At 64.4% G+C, this 21151-nt stretch carries 21 protein-coding genes; 10 read left to right on the top strand and 11 right to left on the bottom strand.

The window, feature by feature from the left end:
* Positions 1-32 precede the first annotated feature (32 nt).
* Both NJ75_RS04060 and NJ75_RS04055 read left to right on the top strand, forming a co-directional pair.
* Complete coding sequence (locus NJ75_RS04060; RefSeq protein WP_039331706.1) at positions 33-2891, top strand: M16 family metallopeptidase; 2859 nt, start codon at positions 33-35, stop codon at positions 2889-2891.
* Positions 2892-3045: 154 nt separating this feature from the next.
* Positions 3046-3342, top strand: a complete 297-nt coding sequence (locus NJ75_RS04055; RefSeq protein WP_039331704.1) for a hypothetical protein — start codon at positions 3046-3048, stop codon at positions 3340-3342.
* A 39-nt stretch (positions 3343-3381) separates the two neighbouring features.
* Here the strand turns inward: NJ75_RS04055 and NJ75_RS04050 are convergent, their stop codons facing one another.
* Positions 3382-3957 carry a hypothetical protein gene (locus NJ75_RS04050; RefSeq protein ID WP_169745694.1) on the bottom strand — a complete coding sequence of 192 codons (576 nt, stop codon included), beginning with the start codon at positions 3955-3957 and terminating at the stop codon, positions 3382-3384.
* Between the two features lie 171 nt (positions 3958-4128).
* Here NJ75_RS04050 and NJ75_RS04045 point away from each other — a divergent pair, with 171 nt between their 5' ends.
* Positions 4129-4938, top strand: coding sequence for a hypothetical protein (locus NJ75_RS04045; protein ID WP_039331696.1), 810 nt, complete (start codon positions 4129-4131; stop codon positions 4936-4938).
* 50 nt (positions 4939-4988) lie between these two features.
* On the opposite strand, the gene gatB is transcribed toward NJ75_RS04045, so the two are convergent.
* The 6 genes from gatB to rpsU form a co-directional block, all read right to left on the bottom strand.
* Positions 4989-6482 carry an Asp-tRNA(Asn)/Glu-tRNA(Gln) amidotransferase subunit GatB gene (gene gatB, locus NJ75_RS04040; RefSeq protein WP_039331694.1) on the bottom strand — a complete coding sequence of 498 codons (1494 nt, stop codon included), beginning with the start codon at positions 6480-6482 and terminating at the stop codon, positions 4989-4991.
* A 40-nt stretch (positions 6483-6522) separates the two neighbouring features.
* The gene (locus tag NJ75_RS04035; protein WP_169745693.1) at positions 6523-7674 is read right to left on the bottom strand and encodes an acyltransferase family protein; all 1152 of its coding nucleotides are present in this window, start codon (positions 7672-7674) and stop codon (positions 6523-6525) included.
* Positions 7668-9152: an Asp-tRNA(Asn)/Glu-tRNA(Gln) amidotransferase subunit GatA gene (gene gatA / locus NJ75_RS04030; protein WP_039331690.1), complete on the bottom strand. Its 1485-nt coding sequence runs from the start codon at positions 9150-9152 to the stop codon at positions 7668-7670. Before gatA ends, NJ75_RS04035 begins: the two co-directional genes overlap by 7 nt.
* Positions 9152-9454 carry an Asp-tRNA(Asn)/Glu-tRNA(Gln) amidotransferase subunit GatC gene (gatC, locus tag NJ75_RS04025; RefSeq protein ID WP_039331689.1) on the bottom strand — a complete coding sequence of 101 codons (303 nt, stop codon included), beginning with the start codon at positions 9452-9454 and terminating at the stop codon, positions 9152-9154. Before gatC ends, gatA begins: the two co-directional genes overlap by 1 nt.
* Positions 9455-9555: 101 nt before the next feature.
* Positions 9556-10125, bottom strand: a complete 570-nt coding sequence (locus tag NJ75_RS04020; protein ID WP_039331687.1) for an FKBP-type peptidyl-prolyl cis-trans isomerase — start codon at positions 10123-10125, stop codon at positions 9556-9558.
* 157 nt (positions 10126-10282) lie between these two features.
* On the bottom strand, positions 10283-10489 hold the full coding sequence (rpsU, locus tag NJ75_RS04015; protein ID WP_039331685.1) for a 30S ribosomal protein S21: 207 nt from the start codon (positions 10487-10489) through the stop codon (positions 10283-10285).
* Between the two features lie 258 nt (positions 10490-10747).
* Here rpsU and crcB point away from each other — a divergent pair, with 258 nt between their 5' ends.
* Genes crcB through NJ75_RS03985 form a run of 6 tightly spaced genes read left to right on the top strand, consistent with a single transcriptional unit; the run spans position 10748 to position 14637 of the window.
* Positions 10748-11146 (top strand): fluoride efflux transporter CrcB, encoded by a 399-nt coding sequence (crcB, locus tag NJ75_RS04010; RefSeq protein ID WP_174544564.1) that lies wholly within the window; start codon positions 10748-10750, stop codon positions 11144-11146.
* Entirely contained in the window at positions 11143-12441 is a 1299-nt protein-coding gene (locus tag NJ75_RS04005) for an RluA family pseudouridine synthase (protein ID WP_039331683.1), read from the top strand. The genes crcB and NJ75_RS04005 overlap by 4 nt, the downstream gene beginning before the upstream one ends.
* Positions 12441-13043, top strand: a complete 603-nt coding sequence (locus tag NJ75_RS04000; RefSeq protein ID WP_039331677.1) for an FMN-binding negative transcriptional regulator — start codon at positions 12441-12443, stop codon at positions 13041-13043. Before NJ75_RS04005 ends, NJ75_RS04000 begins: the two co-directional genes overlap by 1 nt.
* Positions 13040-13696 carry an HAD-IA family hydrolase gene (locus NJ75_RS03995; RefSeq protein ID WP_039331676.1) on the top strand — a complete coding sequence of 219 codons (657 nt, stop codon included), beginning with the start codon at positions 13040-13042 and terminating at the stop codon, positions 13694-13696. Before NJ75_RS04000 ends, NJ75_RS03995 begins: the two co-directional genes overlap by 4 nt.
* The gene (locus NJ75_RS03990; protein WP_039331674.1) at positions 13693-13938 is read left to right on the top strand and encodes a hypothetical protein; all 246 of its coding nucleotides are present in this window, start codon (positions 13693-13695) and stop codon (positions 13936-13938) included. The genes NJ75_RS03995 and NJ75_RS03990 overlap by 4 nt, the downstream gene beginning before the upstream one ends.
* A gap of 3 nt (positions 13939-13941) precedes the next feature.
* Positions 13942-14637, top strand: coding sequence for an ATP12 family chaperone protein (locus NJ75_RS03985; protein WP_039331672.1), 696 nt, complete (start codon positions 13942-13944; stop codon positions 14635-14637).
* 102 nt (positions 14638-14739) lie between these two features.
* Here the strand turns inward: NJ75_RS03985 and NJ75_RS03980 are convergent, their stop codons facing one another.
* Genes NJ75_RS03980 through NJ75_RS03965 form a run of 4 tightly spaced genes read right to left on the bottom strand, consistent with a single transcriptional unit; the run spans position 14740 to position 18319 of the window.
* A complete protein-coding gene (locus NJ75_RS03980) occupies positions 14740-15312 on the bottom strand; it encodes an ABC-type transport auxiliary lipoprotein family protein (protein WP_062346692.1) in 573 nt (190 codons plus the stop codon).
* Between the two features lie 13 nt (positions 15313-15325).
* Positions 15326-16285 carry an MlaD family protein gene (locus tag NJ75_RS03975; RefSeq protein WP_039331668.1) on the bottom strand — a complete coding sequence of 320 codons (960 nt, stop codon included), beginning with the start codon at positions 16283-16285 and terminating at the stop codon, positions 15326-15328.
* A 10-nt stretch (positions 16286-16295) separates the two neighbouring features.
* Positions 16296-17201, bottom strand: coding sequence for an ABC transporter ATP-binding protein (locus NJ75_RS03970; protein WP_052241961.1), 906 nt, complete (start codon positions 17199-17201; stop codon positions 16296-16298).
* Positions 17201-18319, bottom strand: coding sequence for an ABC transporter permease (locus tag NJ75_RS03965; protein ID WP_039331666.1), 1119 nt, complete (start codon positions 18317-18319; stop codon positions 17201-17203). Before NJ75_RS03965 ends, NJ75_RS03970 begins: the two co-directional genes overlap by 1 nt.
* Before the next feature lie 128 nt (positions 18320-18447).
* On the opposite strand from NJ75_RS03965, the gene NJ75_RS03960 reads away from it, so the two are divergent.
* Positions 18448-21150, top strand: coding sequence for a valine--tRNA ligase (locus NJ75_RS03960; RefSeq protein ID WP_039331665.1), 2703 nt, complete (start codon positions 18448-18450; stop codon positions 21148-21150).
* Position 21151: the final 1 nt, after the last annotated feature.

Here is a 21151-nt window from a genome sequence, read left to right as displayed (position 1 = left end):
GCGCCTGTCCGCTGCCACTTCACGGGACACTCATGCAGCACAAACTTTCCGCCAGCCTGCTTGCCCTTGCCGCATCGACCGCGCTTGCATCACCTGCCCTTGCGCAGGAAGCAAAGCCTGCCCCGCTCTCCGACCTCGTTGCCAAGGTCCAGATTCCCTACGAAAGCTTCAAGCTCGACAACGGCCTGACCGTGCTGGTCAACACCGACCGCAAGGCTCCGGTGGTCGCGGTCTCGGTGTGGTACGGCGTCGGCTCGAAGAACGAGCCCAAGGGCAAGACCGGCTTTGCCCACCTGTTCGAACACCTGATGTTCAATGGCACCGAGAACGTGCCCGGTGATTTCTTCACGCCGCTGCAGCAGGTCGGCGCCACCGACGTCAATGGAACCACCTGGTTCGATCGCACCAACTACTTCGAGACCGTGCCCACCGCCGCGCTCGACATGGTGCTGATGATGGAATCGGACCGCATGGGCCACCTGCTCGGCGCGGTGACGCAGAAGGTGCTCGATAACCAGCGCGCCGTCGTCCAGAACGAAAAGCGTCAGGGTGACAACAATCCCTACGGCATCGTCGAGTACGAACAGCTCGAAAATCTCTACCCCTCGGGCCACCCCTACCATCACTCGACGATCGGCTCGATGGCCGACCTCGATTCGGCAAGCCTCGAGGACGTGAAGGGCTGGTTCACCGACCATTACGGGCCCAACAACGCGATCCTCGTCCTCTCGGGCGACATCGACGCGGCAACCGCAAAGGCCAAGGTCACCAAGTGGTTCGGGAACATCAAGCCGGGCCCGCAGGTCAAGCCGGTCAGCGCCCCGGTGCCGACGCTTCCCGCCACCGTCGCCAAGACGATCAAGGATCAGGTTGCCACCACGCGCATCTACCGCATGTGGGCCGTGCCCGGTCTCGACAACCCCGACTATCTGCCGCTCGATCTTGCCGCCTCGGTGCTGGGCGGCCTCGCCTCTTCGCGCCTCGACGACGCGCTGGTGCGTGAACAGAAGGTCGCCGTTGCGGTTTCGGCCGATGCCGAAGTGTTCGCGCAGGCCGCGCAGTTCGTGATCAAGGCCGATGTCACGCCGGGGCAGGACCCGGCCAAGGTCGCTGCCGCGCTCGATGCCGAAATCGCGAAGTTCATCAAGGACGGCCCGACGCAGGACGAACTGCTGCGCGCCGCAACCTCTGCCACCGCCAACGAGATCCGCGGGCTGGAGCGCACCGGCGGCTTCAACGGCAAGGCGCCGACACTGGCCGAGGGCCTGCTCTACAACGGCACCCCCGAGCATTACCGGCAGGAGCTTGATCGCACCGCCAAGATGACGCCCGCCGAGGTCAAGGCCGCGCTGGGCAAGTGGCTGACCCGCCCCGCCTTCGCGCTGACGGTGGAGCCGGGCGAGCGCACCGAAGGCGGCGAAGCGCGTGGCGGCTTTTACACCAACGGCGCAACCGGCATGCGGCCCGCCTACTTCCGCGATCCCGACATGCCGGCCAAGGGCGTGCCTGCCCCGGCAGTCGCGGACGCAGACCGTTCGAAGCTGCCCGCCGTCGGCCAGCTTGCGCCGCTCGACTTCCCGGCGATCCAGCGCGCGACGCTCAAGAACGGCATTCCGGTCTATTTCGCCAAGCGTTCCGAAGTGCCGACCGTCTCGGTCCGCGTCAGCTTCGATGCCGGCTATGCCGCCGATCCGAAGTCGGCGCTCGGCACCGAATCGCTTCTGCTCAGCCTGATGGATGAAGGCACGCAGAAGCTCTCGGGCTCGGAATTCGCGCGTGAGCGTGAACGCCTCGGCGCCAACATCTCGCTCTCGGCAACCAGCGACCTGACCTCGTTCCAGGTCGATGCGCTCTCGCCCAACCTCGGTGCATCGCTCGGCCTGCTTGCAGACGTGGTGCGCCGTCCGGCGCTGGCTCCGGCGGACCTCGAGCGCGTGCGCACCCAGCAGCTCACGGCGATCTCGGCCGAGATGAAGAGCCCGCAGGCGCTCGCCGCCCGAGTGCTCGTGCCAACGCTCTACGGCAGCCACCCCTATGCCTTCCCGTCGAGCGGCCTGGGCGATGCCGAAGTGGTCAAGAAGCTGACGCGCGAAGACCTGCTGGCCTTCCACGCCCGCTGGTTCCGCCCGGATACCGCGCGCATCTTCGTGGTGGGAGACACCACGCTCGATGCGGTGGTCAAGATGCTGGATGACAGCTTCGGCAACTGGCCTTCGAACCGCATGGCCCGCCCGGTGAAGGACTTCTCCGCCGCGGTCCCGGCCCAGAAGTCGCGCGTGATCCTCGTCGACCGCCCCGGCTCGCCGCAGTCGTTCATCATGGCCGGCAAGGTGATCGACGCCAAGGGCACCGATGACACCGTCGCGCTGAACACCGCCAACGACATCCTGGGCGGCAACTTCCTCGGCCGCATCAACATGAACCTGCGCGAAGCCAAGGGCTGGACCTATGGCGCCTACAACGGCGTCAGCGAACCGCTCGACAAGGTCCGTTTCCAGGTCATCGCCCCGGTCCAGACTGACCGCACCGGCGATTCCCTGGTCGAGATCAAGCGCGAGATCGACGAGTACGGCAGCACCAAGGGCGTGACCGCAGAGGAGCTGGACTGGTCGACCAAGGGCAGCGCCCGCGAACTGCCCGGCATGTTCGAGACCAGCGCCGCAGTGCTTGATGGCCTTGCCAAGATCGTCAACTACCAGCGCCCGGATGACTTCTACGAGACGCTTTCCGCGCGCTACGGCAAGATGACCGCAGCCGAAGTGGACAAGGCCTTCCGCTCGAAGATCAACTCGGACGGCATGGTCTGGGTCGTGGTCGGCGACGCCGCCAAGGTGAAGCCGCAGCTCGACAAGTTCGGCCTGCCGGTGGAGGAAATGGCCGCGCCGAAGTAAGCTTTCGCATCTCGAATCGGATTGGGGGGCGTGCGGCCAGCGCGCCCCTTTTTTCGTGCCGCCAACCGGGGCAACGCTTCGTCACGAGGCCTGCCTTGCTATTGACACGTTTGTAGATAGACTTCGCTCAGCACACCATAATGGGAGAGCATCAATGTCCGTTGCCGGCACCTACAATTGCGTGACCCACACCCCGATGGGCGACCAGACCAGCACCTTCACCGTCAACGTCGATGGCGACAGCTTCACCGGCACCAACGCCGGCCAGATGGGCTCGATGGAAGTCGAGAACGGCAAGGTCGATGGCAACACGCTGACCTGGCAAATGAAGATGACCGTGCCGATGCCGATGACGCTGGATTGCACCGCAACGATCGAGGGCGACACCCTGACCGGCAAGGTCACGGCAGGCATGTTCGGGACATTCCCGATGGAGGGGACGCGGGGGTGAGGTGAGCGCCGTTGGCGGGCTAGCCGATTCTTCGCCCAGTTATTGGCCAGATGCAGCTATTCGCCCGCACAGTACATTGACGGCCCTGCGCAAAATTGCCGGGGCCGTCAGGCGTTCTTTTCCGTTCACTTCAAGCGCAATAGTCTCGACAGCCAAGGCCTTTTGACCGTCCTTCTTCCAGGTGAACGTGAAAGCTGCTTTCCCGCTGAGCGATTTCGTATCGCCCATGCCGAACATGCCCCACGATTTCGCGCATAGCTTCACTTCGGCTGACTTGAAGTGAACTTCGATCTTTGGAGCTGAGCCGCTGCCAAGCAAAATTTGATCAGTTGGAGGCTGTGCATCCAGAGTTTGCCGCATCAGAAGATCGAACTGAGGTGTGTCCGAAATGAAATCAGCCCCGCTAATACTCCCCTTTGGCAAGCAGAACTGACCTGCGCGAAGCCGCCCCACACTACGCTTCAATTGCAAATCTGCTGTAAATCGCGGCTGCTGGGCTGGCACAGCTCCGATAGGCCATGAGAGCATCGCACAGGTTACCAGCATGGGCACTGATGCAATTCTTAGTGTGCAATTCGAGTTTGCAGCTTGACCGCTGACTTCCGGAATAGTCATGACATGCCTCAGCTGTTAAAAACGGCTAGCTCCGGGGTTTAACGTAGCATTTGTTCGTAATGTATGGGGGATACCGCCGTTTTGGCGCGGTTGCTTTCGGACGTTGCTGACCACTGCTCAATCGCGGGGCGAGCAACAGGGAGCCCTATCTTGAACAGACTAACTTTAGCCATGATTCTGGCATTCGTGATTGCCAGCCCCGCAATGGCGCAAACGCTTTCAATCGACGATATCGTCATGCTGACCAAAACCGGGATTGGCGACGAAGCGATCGTAGCGAAGATCAACAGTACCGATACGCATCTGGACCTCAGTGTCGATCAGATGCTTGACCTTAAAGCCAAGGGTGTAACCGGGCCGGTCATCGCGGCCCTTTTGGCGCAAAAGAAGCCCGCAGAAGTAAAACTTTCCTTGGATTCTCCGGACCCTTCAGTGCCTCATCCAGCAGGCGTCTACCTGATGGACAGCTCAGCAAACAAGATGCTTCGCATCGATCCCGTAGTCACGAATCAGGCTAAGACCGGCGGCATCCTCGGCTACGCTTTGACTGGCGGCATTGCATCAATGAGCGTCAAAGCATCCATTCAGAACCCTACTGCGCGAACTCACGCTTCCGAAGGGCGACCGAGCTTTTACTTTTTCTTTGACGAGTCCAATCCTTCGGTTGCTGCGACCAACGCAACTTGGGCGTCAGGAACTGCGGCGACTGTTACTTCCCCCAGCGAGTTCACGCTGGTTCAACTCACGCCGAAGAAGGATCGCCGGGAAGCCCGTGTCGGAAGCCTGAACATCGGCGGAGCAAAAACCGGCGTCATGGACAAGGATCGCCTTGGCTTTGACTACAAGCTCGTCCGTCCCGGCGTTTTTCTGGTCCAGCCAACGAGCGATCTACCAAAGGGCGAGTACGGCTTCATGTACTCTCTATCAGGCGGTGGCGCTGGTGGCGCGATGACCGCCCGGATCTTCGACTTTTCGATCTGAGTTATGGTGTGCAGGGCGGGGGCACTGAACCCGCCCTGCAGCTTGCCCGATCAGGCCAGCTTCTTCTTCAGCAGTTCGTTGACGACGCCGGGGTTGGCCTTGCCCTGCATCGCCTTCATCGTCTGGCCGACGAAGAAGCCGAACAGGGCTTCCTTGCCCGCCTTGTACTGTTCGACCTTGTCGGCGTTGGCTGCAAGGATGCCGTCGATCGCGGCTTCGATGGCGCCGGTGTCCGAGGTCTGCTTGAGGCCTTCGCGCTCGACGATGGCGGCAGCGCCGTCGCCGCTTTCCAGCATCTTTTCCAGCACCTGCTTGGCGATGGAGCCCGAAATCGTGCCGTCGGCGATCAGGGCGAGCAGTTCGGCCCCTGCTGCCGGGCTGATCGGCGAATTGTCGAGGCCCTTGCCGAGCTTGTTCAATGCGCCGAACAGTTCGGAGATCAGCCAGTTGGCCGCCTGCTTGGCGACATCGGCTTCGCTCTTCTTCGCCTTTGCCGCGGTTTCGGACAGCAGCACTTCGAACCAGCGCGCGGTCTCGACATCGGCCGTCAGGACGCCGGCATTGTAGGCCGAGAGGCCCAGCGCGGTCTCGTAGCGGTGGCGCTTGGCGTCGGGCAGTTCGGGCAGGCTCGCGCGGCAATCCTCGAGGAAGGCATCATCGAGTTCGAGCGGCAGCAAATCGGGATCGGGGAAGTAGCGATAGTCATGCGCGTCTTCCTTGGAGCGCATCGAGCGGGTCTCGTTGCGGTCAGGATCGTAAAGGCGCGTTTCCTGCACCACCGCGCCGCCATCCTCGATCAGGGCAACCTGGCGCTTGGCCTCCTGTTCGACCACGGCCATGACGAAGCGGACCGAGTTGACGTTCTTGGTTTCGGTTCGGGTGCCGAAGGGTTCTCCGGGGCGGCGGACCGAGACGTTGACGTCGGCGCGCATCGAACCCTGGTCCATGTTGCCATCGCACGAGCCGACATAGCGCAGGATCGTGCGCAGCTTCGAAAGATACGCTCCGGCCTCGGCCGGGGAGCGCATGTCGGGGCGGCTGACGATCTCCATCAGCGCGACGCCGGAGCGGTTGAGATCGACATAGGACATCGTCGGGTGCTGATCGTGCATCAGCTTGCCCGCGTCCTGCTCCACGTGAATCCGCTCGATCCCGATGGTCTTGGTCGATTCCGGGTTCTTGTCGTCAAGCTGGATCTCGATCGAGCCCTCACCCACGATCGGATGGTAGAGCTGGCTGATCTGGTAGCCCTGCGGAAGATCGGCGTAGAAGTAGTTCTTGCGATCGAACCGCGACCACTTGTTGATCTGCGCGTTGATGGCCATGCCGGTGCGCACCGCCTGGCGGATGCACTCCATGTTCGGCACGGGCAGCATGCCGGGCATCGCCGCGTCGACCAGGCTGACCTGCGTATTCGGCTCAGACCCGAACGCGGTGGCCGCGCCGGAAAACAGCTTGGCATTCGAAGTGACCTGCGCGTGGACTTCGAGGCCGATCACGACCTCCCATTCGCCGGTTGCGCCCTGGATACGATATTCGCTCATGATCCGCCCGATAAGGTGTGAGGGATGGGTTGGAAAGGGGTCAAATCGCCGGCCTGGGCACCGGTCGCCCGGCCACGCGGCGCGACCAGCTGCGCGCCGGTTGCTCGATCAGCCTGGCAAAAGGCACGGCGACGATCAGGCACAGCGCCATGATGAGAAGTTTCATGCCGTCAGCCTGCCAAGCCGGGCCGGTCAGGGCGTCTGCCCCGCCAATGGTGGAATCGGCAATCATCAGCCCCAGGCGCGGCTGGAGCACGGCCAGCAGATCGAACACGCGGCCGATCACGAAGACGTGGACCATGTAGAGCGCATAGGACATCGCGCCGAGCCACTGGAATGGCGCTGCGCACAGCAGGCGCGAGATGAGCCCGCGCTGGAGTGCAGCCAAGGCCACCAGCGCAGTGGCGGCAAGATCGAAGGCGATGAGACTACCGCTGCCCCACAGCGCCGCGCCAAGAGCGAGGAGCGCCGCGCCTTCCAGCACGGTCGCCAGGGAGACCGGCAGCGTCGGCGGCGTGGAGCGTTGGTAAGCGCGATGGAGAGCGAGGCCCAGGCCGAACCCGGCAATGCCGCGCCCGATGTTGGACGCCAGGCCGTAGAACGGTCCGCCAAGCGCAACGTATGTCAGCACGGCCACGGCAAGCGCCAGCCACGCCATCCAGATGCGCTGTCCGCCCGCGCGCCAGCCTGCGGCCGCAAGCAGGTAAAGCAACATCTCCACCGATACCGACCAGCTTGGGTGGTTCCAGATGACACCCAGCGAAGGCACCACGCCCTGCAGCAGCAGGTAGGCAATCGGCAGGTCGGCCGGATCGCCCGCCCCCGCCATCAGGCCATGGGTGCGCAACTCCGGCCGCATCAGCCCCAGCGCCAGCATCGACAGCGCGAAAACGGTGAGCATCGCCGCATGCAGCGGCCACACGCGGCCCCAGCGCAGCCAGATGAAGCGGGAGAACGAAAAGCCTGCCGAGAGCTTCGCGCCATAGGACGCGGCGATGACGAAGCCCGACAGCACGAAGAACAGGTCGACCATGCGGCCGAAGTTCGCATCGAACCCCGCAGCGGAAATGCCAGCCACGGCGGGGATATGGTGAAACACCACCCCCAGCGCCGCAAGACCGCGCAAGGCATCGAGGACGGGATAGCGCAAGGGCTTGGCTGCGCTGCTCCCGTCGGTCGACTGGCTTACCACCACTTCTCCGGTCGTGCGGTGAACTGCGCGCGCTGTTCGATGGCAAGGCTGGCGTTGAGCACGCCCTGCTCGTCGAACGCCTTGCCGATGACCTGAAGACCGAGCGGCAAGCCGTTGCGGTCAAGCCCGGCGGGCACCGACATCGCCGGAAGGCCGGCAAGGCTGGCGGGCACCGAGAACACGTCGTTCAGGTACATCTCCAGCGGATCGGCGCTCTTTTCTCCCAGCGCAAAGGCCGAGGACGGCGCGGTCGGGACGAGAATCACGTCTACGTCCATGAACGCGTTGGTGAAGTCCCGCGAGATCAGGGTGCGGACCTTCTGCGCCTGCGTGTAGTAGGCGTCGTAGAAGCCGGCCGAAAGCACATAGGTGCCGATCATGATGCGGCGCTTCACTTCCGGGCCGAAGCCGGCAGCGCGGGTGGCAGCGTACATGTCCTGCAGGCCGGCACCGTCGGGCAGATCGCGCAGGCCGTAGCGCACGCCATCATAGCGGGCGAGGTTCGACGAAGCTTCGGCAGGAGCGATGATGTAATAGGTCGGCAGCGCGTACTTCGTGTGCGGCAGCGAGATTTCGACGATCTCGGCGCCCGCGTCCTTCAGCCAGGCGATGCCGTCGTCCCACGACCTGGCCACGTCCGGGTCCATGCCATCAAGGCGGTATTCGCGCGGGATACCGACCCTCTTGCCCCGCATGTCGGCGTTGAGGCCTTCGGTCCATTCGGGCACCGGCAGGTTGAGGCTGGTCGAATCCTTGGGATCGAATCCGGCCATGGCTTCGAGCATGATCGCGCAGTCGGTCACGTCGTGGGCCATCGCGCCTGCCTGATCGAGCGAGGAGGCAAAGGCGACGACGCCCCAGCGCGAGCAGCGGCCATAGGTCGGCTTGATGCCGGAAATGCCGGTAAAGGCGGCAGGCTGGCGGATCGAGCCGCCGGTGTCGGTGCCGGTGGCGGCAGGGGCGATGCGCGCGGCGACGGCAGATGACGAACCACCCGACGAGCCGCCGGGGGCCAGCGGCGCCGTGTCACCCGGACGGCGCCAGGGCGAGATCACGTTGCCGAAAGCGCTGGTCTCGTTCGAGGAGCCCATCGCGAACTGATCGAGGTTGAGCTTGCCGAGCATGCCCGCGCCCGCGTCCCACAGCTTCTGCGAAACGGTCGACTCATACTCGGGCTTGAAGCCTTCGAGGATCTTCGAGGCGGCGGTGGTCTGCGTGCCCTTGGTGGCAAACAGGTCCTTCATGCCGATCGGCACGCCAGCCATCTTGCCCAGTGCCTTGCCCGCCGAACGGTCTGCATCGACCTTTGCAGCGGCTTCCAGCGCCTTTTCGGGCGTGGTGACGATGAAGGCGTTCAGGGCGGGCTGTGCTGCCTCTACCGCCGCGTTGAACGCGGTGGCGACTTCGGTGGCGGTAAACTCGCCCTTGGCCACGCCATCGCGGATGGCGGCAATGCCGAGGTTGGTCAGGTCAGTCATTATTCGATCACCTTGGGCACGCCGAAGAAGCCATGTTCGGGCGCGGGCGCATTGGCCAGCACCGCATCGCGGATATCGCCGCCGGTCAGCGGATCGGCGTTGACCACGTCATCGCGCAGGCGCTGGTGGTTGGGGATGACGGCGGTCATCGGCTCGATCCCGGTCACGTCGACTTCGCCGAGCTGTTCGACCCAGGCGAGGATGCCGTTGAGTTCGGGGACCATCGCGTCAAGCTCGGCCTCGGTGACCTTGATGCGGGCCAGCGAGGCGATCTTCGCCACCGTGGCGGTATCTACGGACATGGCGGATACTCTTATCGGAAAGAAAAAAGGAACGCCGCGCGCTACCAGAGCGCACGGCGTGCTTCAAGCCGAGGCCGCCCCATAAGGGCGCCCGGCCAGGATCAGGGTTGCGGAGCGCCTTCGGGCATCGGCACGCCACCAGGAGCGCCGCCTTCTGCACCACCGGCCCCGCCCTGCATGCGCTGCATCTGTTCGAGCATCATGCGCTGCTGCTGGATTTCGGCAGCGCTGCGGAAATCGAGCAGTTCGATCTCGAAGACGAGGTCGGAATTGGCGGGGATCACCACTTCGCCGGTCTGCGGATTGCGCTTTTCCTCGGCGCCATAGGCCTTCTCGGACGGGATCTCGAGGACGTACTTGCCGCCCTTCTGCATCTTCGAAAGGCCCTCGGAGAAGCCAGGGATCACGGTCTCGAGCGGGAGGACCGCGTTCTGGCCCCGGTCGAATTCCTTGCCGCTGGCGAGACGCCCGACATAATTGATCAGCGCGACATCAGCCTTAGTCGGCGAAGCGCCGGTGCCGGCCTTGACCGTCTCGATCTCGATGCCCTGATAGCGGGTGGCATAGGCCACGCCCGAACCGAGCAGGACTGCGGCAATGACGCCGAGCCAGATCTTGCCGACGGAGCCCTTGGCAACGGGCTGGAGCGGAACGCGGGTGATTTCCGACATGCTTTCCCCCTGGAGCGCGATTCGCCCGAATCGCGCCGGATGATTCGAATGACCTGACCGAAGCCCACGAAAAAGGGCGCCGGAGTGCGGCGCCCTCTTGGCCCATCAGGGCGCTTACGGCAAGTAGCCAGATGGAGCGTTTCCGCCCCGATCCGTCTTACTTGACGCCGTCACGCTCCTGGCGCTTGCGCTCGAGCTTGCGGGCGCGGCGAACCGCGGCAGCCTTCTCGCGAGCGCGCTTTTCCGAGGGCTTCTCGAAGTGACGACGCAGCTTCATTTCGCGATACACGCCTTCACGCTGCAGCTTCTTCTTGAGTGCACGAAGAGCCTGGTCGACGTTGTTATCGCGAACGAGAATCTGCATAAACCGCTACACCTCAATCTGACGGCGAGAGCCCGCGAAACCGGCGGGAGTCACCTTGAATCTGGAAACACAAAGCAAGCCGAATCCGTACAGGACCGGCCCGAACGGGAGCGCCATTAGTCAAAACGCCCCACAAAGGCAAGCAAAGTCGTGCGTTTTATGGCTGAGCCGTAACTCGCGTTCCGGCAGCGGCACCGGCCGGTGCCGCGTCAGGAATTACGGCTTTCGTAAATCCGGTCCAGACACTAATAGCCCTTCATGAACTCTCCCAATACATTGACGGCAACTGCCCTCGTCGCCCTTGGTGGCGGCATCGGCGCCATGCTGCGCTATCATGCGGGGCGCGCCGTAACTGCGTTTTCCGGTCCCAACACCGTGTTCCCATGGGGCACTTTCCTGATCAACGTCAGCGGCAGCCTGCTGATGGGGCTGCTGGCCGGATGGCTGGCGCGGCAGGACGGCAGCGAATCGCTGCGCCTGCTGCTGGGCGTCGGCGTGCTCGGCGGCTTCACCACCTTCTCTGCCTTCAGCCTTGAAACGGCGATGCTGATGCAGCGCGGACTTTATGGCATGGCCGGCTTCTATGCCCTGGGCTCGCTGCTTGGCGGCGTGGCCGGGCTGTTCCTTGGCCTTTCGATGATGCGAGGTGCAGCATGAGCCGCGGCAAGATACCGGACGACAACGTCCGCCAATTCACCGTTGGCCGCGACGATGCGGGCGCGCGTCTGGACCGCTGGTTCAAGCGTCACCTGCCGCAGGTCGGCTTTGCCACGGTTTCGCGCTGGGCCCGCACCGGGCAGATCCGCGTCGATGGCAAGCGCGCCGATGTCGATACCCGGCTTGAAGCGGGCCAGACCTTGCGTGTCCCTCCCGGCAATGCCACGCCGGTCGGCGCCGGGATCAAGGGCCAGCGCGTGCGCAAGCCGCTGACCGAAGAACAGATCAGCCTTGCCGAATCGATGGTGCTGGAAAAGGACCGCGCCGCGATCGTGCTCAACAAGCCGCCGGGCCTTGCCACGCAAGGCGGCAGCGGCACGCACGAGCATGTCGACGGGTTGCTTGATGCCTATGCCGCCGATGGCGAACCGCGCCCGCGTCTGGTCCACCGGCTCGACAAGGACACGTCGGGCGTCCTGCTGATCGCGCGTACGCCCGGCAGCGCGGCGTTCTTCTCCAAGCACTTCTCCGGTCGTTCGGCACGCAAGATCTACTGGGCGCTGGTCGTCGGCGTGCCCGAAGTGAAGGACGGGCTGATCGAACTGCCCCTGGCCAAGCAGCCGGGCACGGGCGGTGAGAAGATGATGGTCGATGAAAGCGGCCAGGGCCAATCGGCGCGCAGCCGCTACCGCGTGATCAGCCGCGCCGGCAATTCGGCCTCGTGGGTCGAACTGCAACCGCTGACGGGCCGTACCCACCAGCTGCGCGTGCACATGGCGGCGATCGGGCACCCGATCGTCGGCGATGGCAAGTACGGCGGGCAGGCCGCGTTCCTGACCGGCACGATCAGCCGCAAGATGCACCTCCACGCCCGCCGCCTGCGGATCGAGCATCCCGAGGGTGACCTGATCGACGTAACCGCCCCCCTGCCCGCGCACTTCGCCGCGAGCATGGCTAGCCTCGGCTTCTACGAGGAAGACGGTGACCTGCCGCTGGAAGCGCCAAAGCTGCTGGACGAGAAGACCTTCCAGAAGCGCGCGGCCAAGCAGCATGCCAAGGAATACCGCAAGGAACGCCGGGGCGAACGCCGCAAGCGCGCGGACGGCGAAAAGGGCGCGGGCAGTGCCGGACGCAAGCCCACCGGCAAGCGGGCCGCTTCTGCGAAGGGCGCAGCTCCCAAGAGCAGTGCGGTGAAGAAGGGACCTGCCAAGCCTGCAGGAAAGGCCGCCGGCAAGCCAGCTGCGGCGCGTAGAGCGCCGGCGGGCAAGCCCGCATCCAGAGCACGGAAGGACTGATGCACCCCAACCCGTCCTTCCGGCACGACGACCGCGACCTGTTCGAGGCGCTGATTGCCGAGATCGGGTTCGGGATGGTCTTTGCCACGGTGCCGGACGGGCCGCGCGTCGCCCATGTGCCACTGCATTCCACGGGGGACGGCGCGGTACAGTTCCACCTCGCACGCGGCAATGCTCTCACAAAACATCTCGACGGGATGATGGCGCTGGCGGTGGTCAACGGGCCGGATGGCTACGTCAGCCCCCGCTGGTATGCCGACCCGGCGCAAGTGCCGACGTGGAACTACGTTGCGCTCGAGATGGAAGGTAGGGTGCGGAGAATGGATCAGGACGGGTTGCGAGGGCTTCTCGAGACGGTCTCCGATGCGCACGAGGCACGGCTGTCCGAGGGCACGCCCTGGACGATGGACAAGATGCCGGAGGACAAGCTGCGTGCGATGATGGGCGGCATCGTCGGCTTCGAGATGGAAGTGCTGGCATGGCGACCGACCTTCAAGCTATCGCAGAACAAGAGCGCCGACGAGCGCGCACGCGTGGCGGCCGGGCTTGAGGCAGAGGGCTCGCCGGCCATTGCCGAACTGATGCGGAGGCTTGTTTCTTGAAGCTGGCCATATTCGATTGCGACGGCACGCTGGTCGATAGCCAGGCCGACATCTGCGCGGCAATGGACGCGGCGTTCAAGGCGGCGGGCCTGATACCGCCCGAACGCCAGCTGACGCGCCGCGTCGTCGGCCTTTCGCTGCACGAGGCGATGCGTCAGTTGCACCCTGAGGGCGAGCACCACGAGCATGCGAGCCTGACCGAGCTTTACAAGGACGCCTTCCGCGCGCGGCGGGCAGCAGGCGCCGTCGCAGAGCCGCTTTACGAGGGCATTGCCGGGCTGATCGAGGAGCTGGCCGGGCAAGGCTGGCAGCTTGCCGTCGCCACCGGCAAGTCGGACCGGGGCCTGGCCCATTGCCTCGCCACCCATGGGCTGACCAGCCACTTCGTCTCGTTGCAGACTGCGGACCGGCACCCTTCCAAGCCCGACCCTTCGATGATCGAACAGTGCATCGCCGATGCCGGCGCGGATCGTGCGCGCACGGCAATGATCGGCGATACCGTTTATGACATCCACATGGGCGTGAACGCGGGCGTGCGACCGTTCGGCGTGGACTGGGGCTATCACGAGACCGAGGAACTGATCGAGGCCGGGGCCGAGGCGGTCGCGACGAGCATCGAGGACTTGCGTGCACTGCTGGGGAGAATTGCATGAGCGATCCTGCGCCCAGAGACCCGGCCCAAGACCCGGCAATGGGGCGCTATTTCGCGCTGCAGGTGGTGCGGCTGTCCGGCGCGCTGCTGGTGCTGTTGGGCGTACTGGTGCAGGCTGGCAAGGGACCGGGGCCGCTGGCTGCGCTCCCGCCGATTGCAGGCATCGTCCTGGCTCTCGTCGGCCTGTGGGACTTCTTCTTCCTGCCGCGCATCGTGGCGCGGCGATGGCGTACTCCGGAATAGACAATGAAGCGTTTCTACAAGGCAGTGACGGTCGAGGCGGCAGACGGCGGCTTCGGGGTGAGGCTCGACGGGCGAGCGATCAAGACCGTGGGGGGCAGACCGCAAGTCGTGCCGACACAGGCGCTTGCCGAAGCGATGGCGGCGGAGTGGGCGCGCCAGAGCGAGGAGATCGATCCGGCGCTGTTCCTGTTCCGCGACATGGCGGACTATGCGATCGATGTCGTTGCCGGCGGCCCGGCGCAGGTCATCGCCGAGATCCTGCCCTACGCCGAAACCGACACGCTGTGCTATCGCGCCGAGCCGGACGAAGCGTTCGCCGCGCGCCAGCGGATGATGTGGGAGCCGCTGCTGGCGAGCACCGAAGCGCGGCTGGGCGTGCAGTTCGTGCGCGTGACCGGCATCATCCACAAGCCGCAGCCGGTAGAGACGCTGGCTGCCTTGCGCGATGAACTCGAAGCGCTCGATGCATTCCAGCTTGCCGCGCTGCGCAACACGACGAGCCTCGCTGCCTCGCTGGTGATCGGCCTTGCGGCGTTGCGACCCGACGCCGACCTCGACGCGCTGTGGGACGCCGCCAACCTCGAGGAGGACTGGCAGGCCGAACTCTGGGGCAAGGACGCCGAGGCCATGGAACGGCGCGAAAAGCGCGCTGGCGCTTTTGCTGCGGCGGCGCGGTTTGCGGGGCTGGCAATCAAGTAAACCGCTGCGTCCCCGCGCAGGCGGGGACCTGGGTGCTGTTACAAAACCCTTCAGTAAACCGACTGAGGCCCCCGCCTGCGAGGGGGTGCAACAGTTGTATCCTTAGCCGACCCAGTCCGCCACCTGCTTGGCCACGGCATTGGCGGCTTCGTTAAGCGCGGGGCCGACATACTTCGCCTCGGCCTCGGTCACCGGCACTGTGCTTTCAAAGCGCTTCGTTTCGACACGCCCGCCACTTTCCTTGACCGCATCGTAGCGGACCACGGCGGACATGGTGCGCGCATCATAGCCCATGTCGAGCAGGCGGCCCGAGAGGTGGAGACCCGCAGCGCCCGGATCGTTCTCGATCACGAGGCGGCTGCCGCGTGCACGGATGGTTTCGGCCAGCAGGCGCTGGAACAGGCGCGAGGGACGTTCAACCCACATTGTCTTCTTGAGATAGGCGACGTTGGCATCGTCGATCTGCACCGGCACGCGGGTGACCGCGAGGCGCGCTTCGGCCGAGGGCTCCATCACCACCAGCGCATTGGCAAACGTGCCGCTGGTGGTGCTGCCCGCAGCAGGCGCAGCGGTGGGGGTCAGGGCGAGCAGCGTATCGGGCACCTTCGGGCCCAGGCTGACGCAGCCCGAAAGTGCGGCGAGGAGTGCGGGGACGACTAGGGCTTTACGGATCATCTTCATCGCCTCCTCAGTTCTTGTAGTCGGGCAGCTTGGGGCCACCGACGAAGCCGCCGACGCCCTGATCGTTCAGGCGGTCAGTCACTTCGCGCAGGGATCTGGTCGTCGCCTGAAGATCGCGGATCGCGGCTTCGGCAGCAGGCAGCGTGCGTTCGTTGAGCTGCCGTGCGGCCGGGCGGGCCTCGCTGAGCGTGCCCTGCAGTTCGTCAGCCGCGCCCTGAGCCGATTTCAGCGTCTGGCGAAGCTGCTTGGCCAGGCCATTGGCATCGTTGTTGAGCATGTTGTCGGCCGAGTTGGTCAGCTTCTCGAAGCTGGCCAGGGTATAGTTGGCCTGCCGCAGCGTTGCCTGCAGTTCGGCCAGCGTGCGCTTCACATCGGGCGAGGCATCGGCAAGATTCCCGGTCATGCGATCGGTATTGGCGAGGATGTTCTCGATCGACTTCTGATTCTTGTCCGACAGCACCATGGTCAGGCGCTCGGTCAGCGTGGCGAGGCGTTCGAGCAGGAGCGGGGCGTTCGAAAGGATTTCGCCAAGGCCGGAGCGCTTGGTCGGGATGACCGGCACGCCTTCGGGGCAGGTGGCGCGCTTGTTTTCCTTGGGGCAAGCGATCGGCGGGGCGCCCTTGACTGCGCCGGAAAGCTGGATCGTCGATACGCCGGTGAAACTGCCGAGCAGGCTGGCGGTTGTGCCCTGCAGGATCGGCACCTTGCGATCGACCGCAATGCGTACGCGGACAAATTCCGGGTCGCGCTCCCACAGCTTGATGTCCTTGACCTGGCCTGAAGGCACGCCCGAGAACGAGACTTCCGAGCCCTTGGCAAGGCCATCGACCGACTGCTTGAAGAAGATGTCGTATTCGTTGAGGTCGCCCTGGTTGAGACGCGCGATCCAGATGGTCAGCACGGCCGTCGCCGCCAGCAATGCCAGCGTGACCAGCCCGACCCAGATATGGTTTGCGCGCGTTTCCATCGCCTAGTCCTTATGCCCCTTCAGGATCAGGCGAAGAACGCCCAACGTCCGAATTAGTCGCCAGCGTGGCTTCATGCCGCGCAGTGTCGTGCCGCTCCTGGGCATTCTGCGCCGCACGTCCGCGCGGGCCGTTGAAGTATTCCTGTATCCACGGATGATCGAGCGCGAGCAGTTCCGGGATCGTGCCAACGGCAATCACCTTCTTGTCCGCGATCACCGCCACCCGATCGCAGATTTCGTAAAGCGTATCGAGATCGTGGGTGATCAGGAATACGGTGAGATCAAGCGTCTGCTGCAGTTTGAGGATCAACTGGTCGAAAGCGGCCGCGCCGATCGGGTCGAGTCCGGCGGTCGGCTCGTCAAGAAACAGCAGTTCGGGATCGAGCGCGAGCGCGCGGGCAAGGCCTGCACGCTTCTTCATGCCGCCTGAAAGTTCGGACGGATACTTGCTTGTCGCTTCGGCGGGCAGCCCAGAGAGCAGGACCTTGTAGCGCGCGATCTCGTGGCGCAGCTCGTCGCTGATCTCCGGGAAGAATTCACGCAGGGGAACTTCGACGTTCTCTGCCACGGTCAGGGTCGAAAACAGCGCGCCGCCCTGGAACAGCACACCCCAGCGGCTGCGAATGTCGATGTCTTCATCATCGCGGGCATCGGTGATCGAACTGCCGAGCACTTCGACTTCGCCCGATTCCGGAATCTGCAGGCCGATGATCGTGCGCATGAGGACCGACTTGCCGGTGCCCGAACCACCGACAACGCCAAGGATCTCGCCCCGACGCACATCGAGATCGAGGCCTTCGTGGATCACGTGATCGCCAAAGACATTGCGCACACCGCGCACGCGGATCGGATACTTGCCCTCGAACGGATCGGGCAGGTCGATCAGCTGCTCGGCGGCGGCGGCGTCCTGGTCCATCAGCCCCACCCGATATTCGTGAAGAACACCGCAAAGAACGCATCGAGCACGATGACGGTGAAAATCGCCATGACCACCGCCGCCGTGGTGCGAGTGCCGACTTCCTCGGCATTGTTCTTGACCTGCATGCCCTGGTAGCAGCCCGCCAGCGCGACGATCAGTCCAAACACGGGCGCCTTGGTGAGGCCAACCCAGACATCGTGCAGCGGCACGACTTCCTGGACACGGGCGAGGAAGGTGAAGAACGGGATGCCCAGCGTCAGGCTCGACAGGAAAGCCCCGCCAATGATGCCAAGGAAGGCCGAATAAAAGCCGAGCAGCGGCATCATGATCATCGTTGCGGCAATGCGCGGAACGACCAGCGCCTCCATCGGAGATACGCCGATGGTGCGCATGGCGTCGACCTCTTCGGTCAGCTTCATCGTGCCAAGCTGCGCGGCAAAGGCAGAACCGGAGCGGCCGGCGACCATGATCGCGGTCATCAGCACGCCAAGCTCCCGCAAGGTCAGGCGGCCGACGAGGTTGACGGTGTAGATCTCCGCCCCGAACTGACGCAACTGCACCGCACCTTGCTGGGCGATGACGATGCCGACGAGGAAGCTCATCAATCCGATGATGGCGAGCGCGTTGACGCCGACCAGTTCCATCTGGTGGACCAGAGCCTTGCCACGGAAGCGCGAGGGATGGCGCAGCAGGGTGCCCGCCGAGAGGATCACCTGGCCAAGGAAGCCCAGCACCTGCAGCGCACCCTGGCCCAGCCCGGCCATGACCATGCCGACATGGGCGGGCACGCGTTCCAGCAGCGGCAGGCGGTGCGCAGTGACTGAATGATCGTTCGAATCGGCCTTGCGGATTGCGTCGACCAGCTTCTGCGCTTCCTCGCTGCAGCCAATGATCTTTGCGTCGTTATCTCGCGAGAGGCGCCAGACTGTCCACGCGCCGACGGTGTCCATGCGGGTGACGCCGGAGAGGTCGATCGCGGCGATGGATTCGTCCAGCGAACGCAGCCGCGCATCGGCCAGGCCCAGCGAGGACACCGTCATCGGCCCGCGGAAGGCGAGCTTCGCGCCTTCCCCTTGCGCAGAGGCCTCAATCTGGAAATCGGTCAGTTCCCGCATCTTGCCCGCTTCATGGGGTATTTAGGCCAAGGCGACAAGTGCAACACAAGCGCCGTAACGGTGGAACAACCCTTCGAGTTCCCCGCAACGCTTGCAGGCGCGGGCCCGCGATGGCAAGGCGCTGCCCCATGAACGACAAGACTTCTGCAGAACTGGCCAAGACTTTCGAACCCGCAGGGATCGAGGCCAAGTGGTATGCCCATTGGGAAAGCAACGGGCTGTTCCGGCCCGAACGCCCCGACGCCGCGCCCTATACCATCGTCAATCCGCCGCCGAACGTGACGGGGTCGCTCCACATCGGCCACGCCCTCGACAATACGCTGCAGGACGTGGTGATCCGCTACGAACGCCTGAAGGGCAAGGATGCGCTGTGGGTGGTCGGCACCGACCATGCGGGCATCGCCACGCAGATGGTGGTCGAGCGCCAGATGGAAGCCCGCCAGGACAAGCGCACCAACTACACGCGCGAGCAGTTCGTGGACAAGGTGTGGGAGTGGAAGCACGAGAGCGGTGGCACCATCACCGGTCAGCTCCGGCGCCTCGGCTGCTCGATGGACTGGAGCCGTGAGCAGTTCACGATGGACCCGCACTTCACCCGCGCCGTGGTGAAGGTCTTCGTCGACCTCTACAACCAGGGGCTGATCTACCGCGACAAGCGGCTGGTGAACTGGGACCCCAAGCTGAAGACGGCGATTTCCGACCTCGAGGTGGAAACGCGCGAGACGCAGGGCGGGTTCTGGCACTTCAAGTACCCGCTGGCAGACGGTGTGAAGCGCGACGATGGCCTGGACTACATCGAGGTTGCGACCACGCGCCCCGAAACGATGCTGGCCGACATGGCCGTGGCCGTCCATCCAGAGGACGAGCGCTACAAGTCGGTCATCGGCAAGGAAATCCTGCAGCCGCTGACCGGCCGCCGGTTCAAGGTGGTGGCAGACGAGCACGCCGATCCCGAACTGGGTTCAGGCGCGGTGAAGATCACGCCGGGGCACGACTTCAACGACTTCGAAGTGGGCAAGCGCGCCGGGATCAAGCCCGCCGACATGCTCAACATGTTCGATGCCGAGGCCAAGGTGGTGCAGACAGCCGATGGGCTGGTGCCGGCCGAGTTCGTAGGCCTCGACCGCTTCGATGCGCGCAAGCTGGTGGTCGAGCAGATGAAGGAAGCGGGCTTCCTCATCCCGCACGTGACGAAGGACAAGGAAGGCAACGAGGTTCAGCACGATGCCGAGCCGCGCACGATCCAGACGCCGTTCGGCGACCGTGGCGGCGTGGTGATCGAGCCGTGGCTGACCGACCAGTGGTACGTCGATGCCGAAACTCTGGCCAAGGCGCCGATGGAAGCGGTGCGTTCGGGCGCGATCGAGATCGTGCCGAAGACCTGGGAGAAGACCTTCTTCAACTGGATGGAGAACATCCAGCCCTGGTGCGTTTCCCGCCAGCTGTGGTGGGGGCACCGGATTCCGGCGTGGTACGGCTCCGACGGCCAGTGCTACGTTGCCGAGACCGAGGAAGAGGCGCAGGCGAAGGCGGGCGCAGGCGTCACTCTGGAACGCGATAGCGACGTCCTCGACACGTGGTTCTCCTCCGCGCTCTGGCCTTTCGCCACGCTCGGTTGGCCGGATGAAGACGCGCCGCTGCTGAAGAAGCACTATCCCAACGACCTGCTCGTCTCGGGCTTCGACATCCTGTTCTTCTGGGATGCGCGCATGGCGATGCAGGGGCTGCACTTCATGAAGGAAGTGCCGTGGAAGAAGCTCTACCTGCACGGCCTCGTCCGTGCCGCCGATGGCGCGAAGATGAGCAAGTCGAAGGGCAACGTGGTCGATCCGCTGGGCCTGATCGACAAGTACGGGGCCGATGCCCTGCGCTTCTTCATGTGCGCGATGGAGAGCCAGGGCCGCGACGTGAAGATGGATGAGAAGCGCGTCGAGGGTTACCGCAACTTCGCCACGAAGCTGTGGAACGCCGCGCGCTTCTGCCAGAGCAATGGGATCACCGGCAGCACTTCAGTGGCGGCTCCTGCGGCGACCTCGGCGGTCAACAAGTGGATCATCGGCGAGGTTGTGGAAACTGTCGCCGCGCTTGACCAGGCGATGGCCGACCTGCGCTTCGATGCGGCGGCAAACACCGTCTACCACTTCGTCTGGGACCAGTTCTGCGACTGGTATATCGAACTGATCAAGGGCAACTTCGACCCCGAGACCAAGGCCGTGGCGGGCTGGGTGCTCGACCAGATCCTGGTGATGCTCCACCCGTTCATGCCGTTCGTGACCGAAGAGCTGTGGCATGCGCTTGGAAAGCGAGACGGCGAACTGATCGTGGCCGCATGGCCGAAGCCCGAAGCTGAAGTGGACGCAGCAGCCAAGCGCGAGGTCGAATGGCTGATCGCGCTGGTCTCGAACCTGCGCACGGCCAAGAACGAACTTGGCATTGCGCCGGGGGCCAAGCTTGACGCCTATCTGCCCGAACCTTCGGCGCTGACGCGCTCGATCATCGAGGCCAACCCGGCGGCAATCGAGCGTCTCGCGCGCCTCAACGGCATCCGCTTCGAAAGCGCTCCGGTCGGCGCAGCGATGCAGGTTGGCGCGGGCGATGCCAACATCGTCGTGCCGCTGGAAGGCGTGATCGACATTGCGGCAGAAAAGGCGCGTCTCGAAAAGGCGCTGGCCGCCTCGCAGAAGGAGGCAATGTCGCTCGAAGGACGTTTGGGCAATCCCTCGTTTGTCGAGAAGGCCAAGCCTGAGGCGGTCGAGAAGGCCCGGGCCGACCACGCCATGCATGCCGCCGAGGCCGAGCGGCTGGCAGCGGCGCTGCAGCGGCTGGGGTGAA

It is taken from the genome of Novosphingobium subterraneum (assembly GCF_000807925.1).
GTDB lineage: Bacteria > Pseudomonadota > Alphaproteobacteria > Sphingomonadales > Sphingomonadaceae > Novosphingobium > Novosphingobium subterraneum.
The sequence above is the reverse complement of the archived record's forward strand: the minus strand, read 5'-3'. Positions and strand labels throughout refer to the sequence as shown.

What these genes read in the sequence shown, in the direction of transcription:
- NJ75_RS03985 (WP_039331672.1), top strand. Translation starts at nt 13,942, where the DNA reads ATGAAGCGTTTCTACAAGGCAGTGACGGTCGAGGCGGCAGACGGCGGC.
- NJ75_RS03965 (WP_039331666.1), bottom strand. Translation starts at nt 18,319, where the DNA reads ATGCGGGAACTGACCGATTTCCAGATTGAGGCCTCTGCGCAAGGGGAA.
- NJ75_RS03975 (WP_039331668.1), bottom strand. Translation starts at nt 16,285, where the DNA reads ATGGAAACGCGCGCAAACCATATCTGGGTCGGGCTGGTCACGCTGGCA.
- gatC (WP_039331689.1), bottom strand. Translation starts at nt 9,454, where the DNA reads ATGTCCGTAGATACCGCCACGGTGGCGAAGATCGCCTCGCTGGCCCGC.
- NJ75_RS04060 (WP_039331706.1), top strand. Translation starts at nt 33, where the DNA reads ATGCAGCACAAACTTTCCGCCAGCCTGCTTGCCCTTGCCGCATCGACC.
- NJ75_RS04045 (WP_039331696.1), top strand. Translation starts at nt 4,129, where the DNA reads ATGATTCTGGCATTCGTGATTGCCAGCCCCGCAATGGCGCAAACGCTT.
- NJ75_RS03990 (WP_039331674.1), top strand. Translation starts at nt 13,693, where the DNA reads ATGAGCGATCCTGCGCCCAGAGACCCGGCCCAAGACCCGGCAATGGGG.
- gatA (WP_039331690.1), bottom strand. Translation starts at nt 9,152, where the DNA reads ATGACTGACCTGACCAACCTCGGCATTGCCGCCATCCGCGATGGCGTG.
- rpsU (WP_039331685.1), bottom strand. Translation starts at nt 10,489, where the DNA reads ATGCAGATTCTCGTTCGCGATAACAACGTCGACCAGGCTCTTCGTGCA.
- crcB (WP_174544564.1), top strand. Translation starts at nt 10,748, where the DNA reads ATGAACTCTCCCAATACATTGACGGCAACTGCCCTCGTCGCCCTTGGT.
- NJ75_RS04005 (WP_039331683.1), top strand. Translation starts at nt 11,143, where the DNA reads ATGAGCCGCGGCAAGATACCGGACGACAACGTCCGCCAATTCACCGTT.
- NJ75_RS04050 (WP_169745694.1), bottom strand. Translation starts at nt 3,957, where the DNA reads ATGACTATTCCGGAAGTCAGCGGTCAAGCTGCAAACTCGAATTGCACA.
- gatB (WP_039331694.1), bottom strand. Translation starts at nt 6,482, where the DNA reads ATGAGCGAATATCGTATCCAGGGCGCAACCGGCGAATGGGAGGTCGTG.
- NJ75_RS04000 (WP_039331677.1), top strand. Translation starts at nt 12,441, where the DNA reads ATGCACCCCAACCCGTCCTTCCGGCACGACGACCGCGACCTGTTCGAG.
- NJ75_RS04055 (WP_039331704.1), top strand. Translation starts at nt 3,046, where the DNA reads ATGTCCGTTGCCGGCACCTACAATTGCGTGACCCACACCCCGATGGGC.
- NJ75_RS03970 (WP_052241961.1), bottom strand. Translation starts at nt 17,201, where the DNA reads ATGGACCAGGACGCCGCCGCCGCCGAGCAGCTGATCGACCTGCCCGAT.
- NJ75_RS03960 (WP_039331665.1), top strand. Translation starts at nt 18,448, where the DNA reads ATGAACGACAAGACTTCTGCAGAACTGGCCAAGACTTTCGAACCCGCA.
- NJ75_RS03980 (WP_062346692.1), bottom strand. Translation starts at nt 15,312, where the DNA reads ATGATCCGTAAAGCCCTAGTCGTCCCCGCACTCCTCGCCGCACTTTCG.
- NJ75_RS04020 (WP_039331687.1), bottom strand. Translation starts at nt 10,125, where the DNA reads ATGTCGGAAATCACCCGCGTTCCGCTCCAGCCCGTTGCCAAGGGCTCC.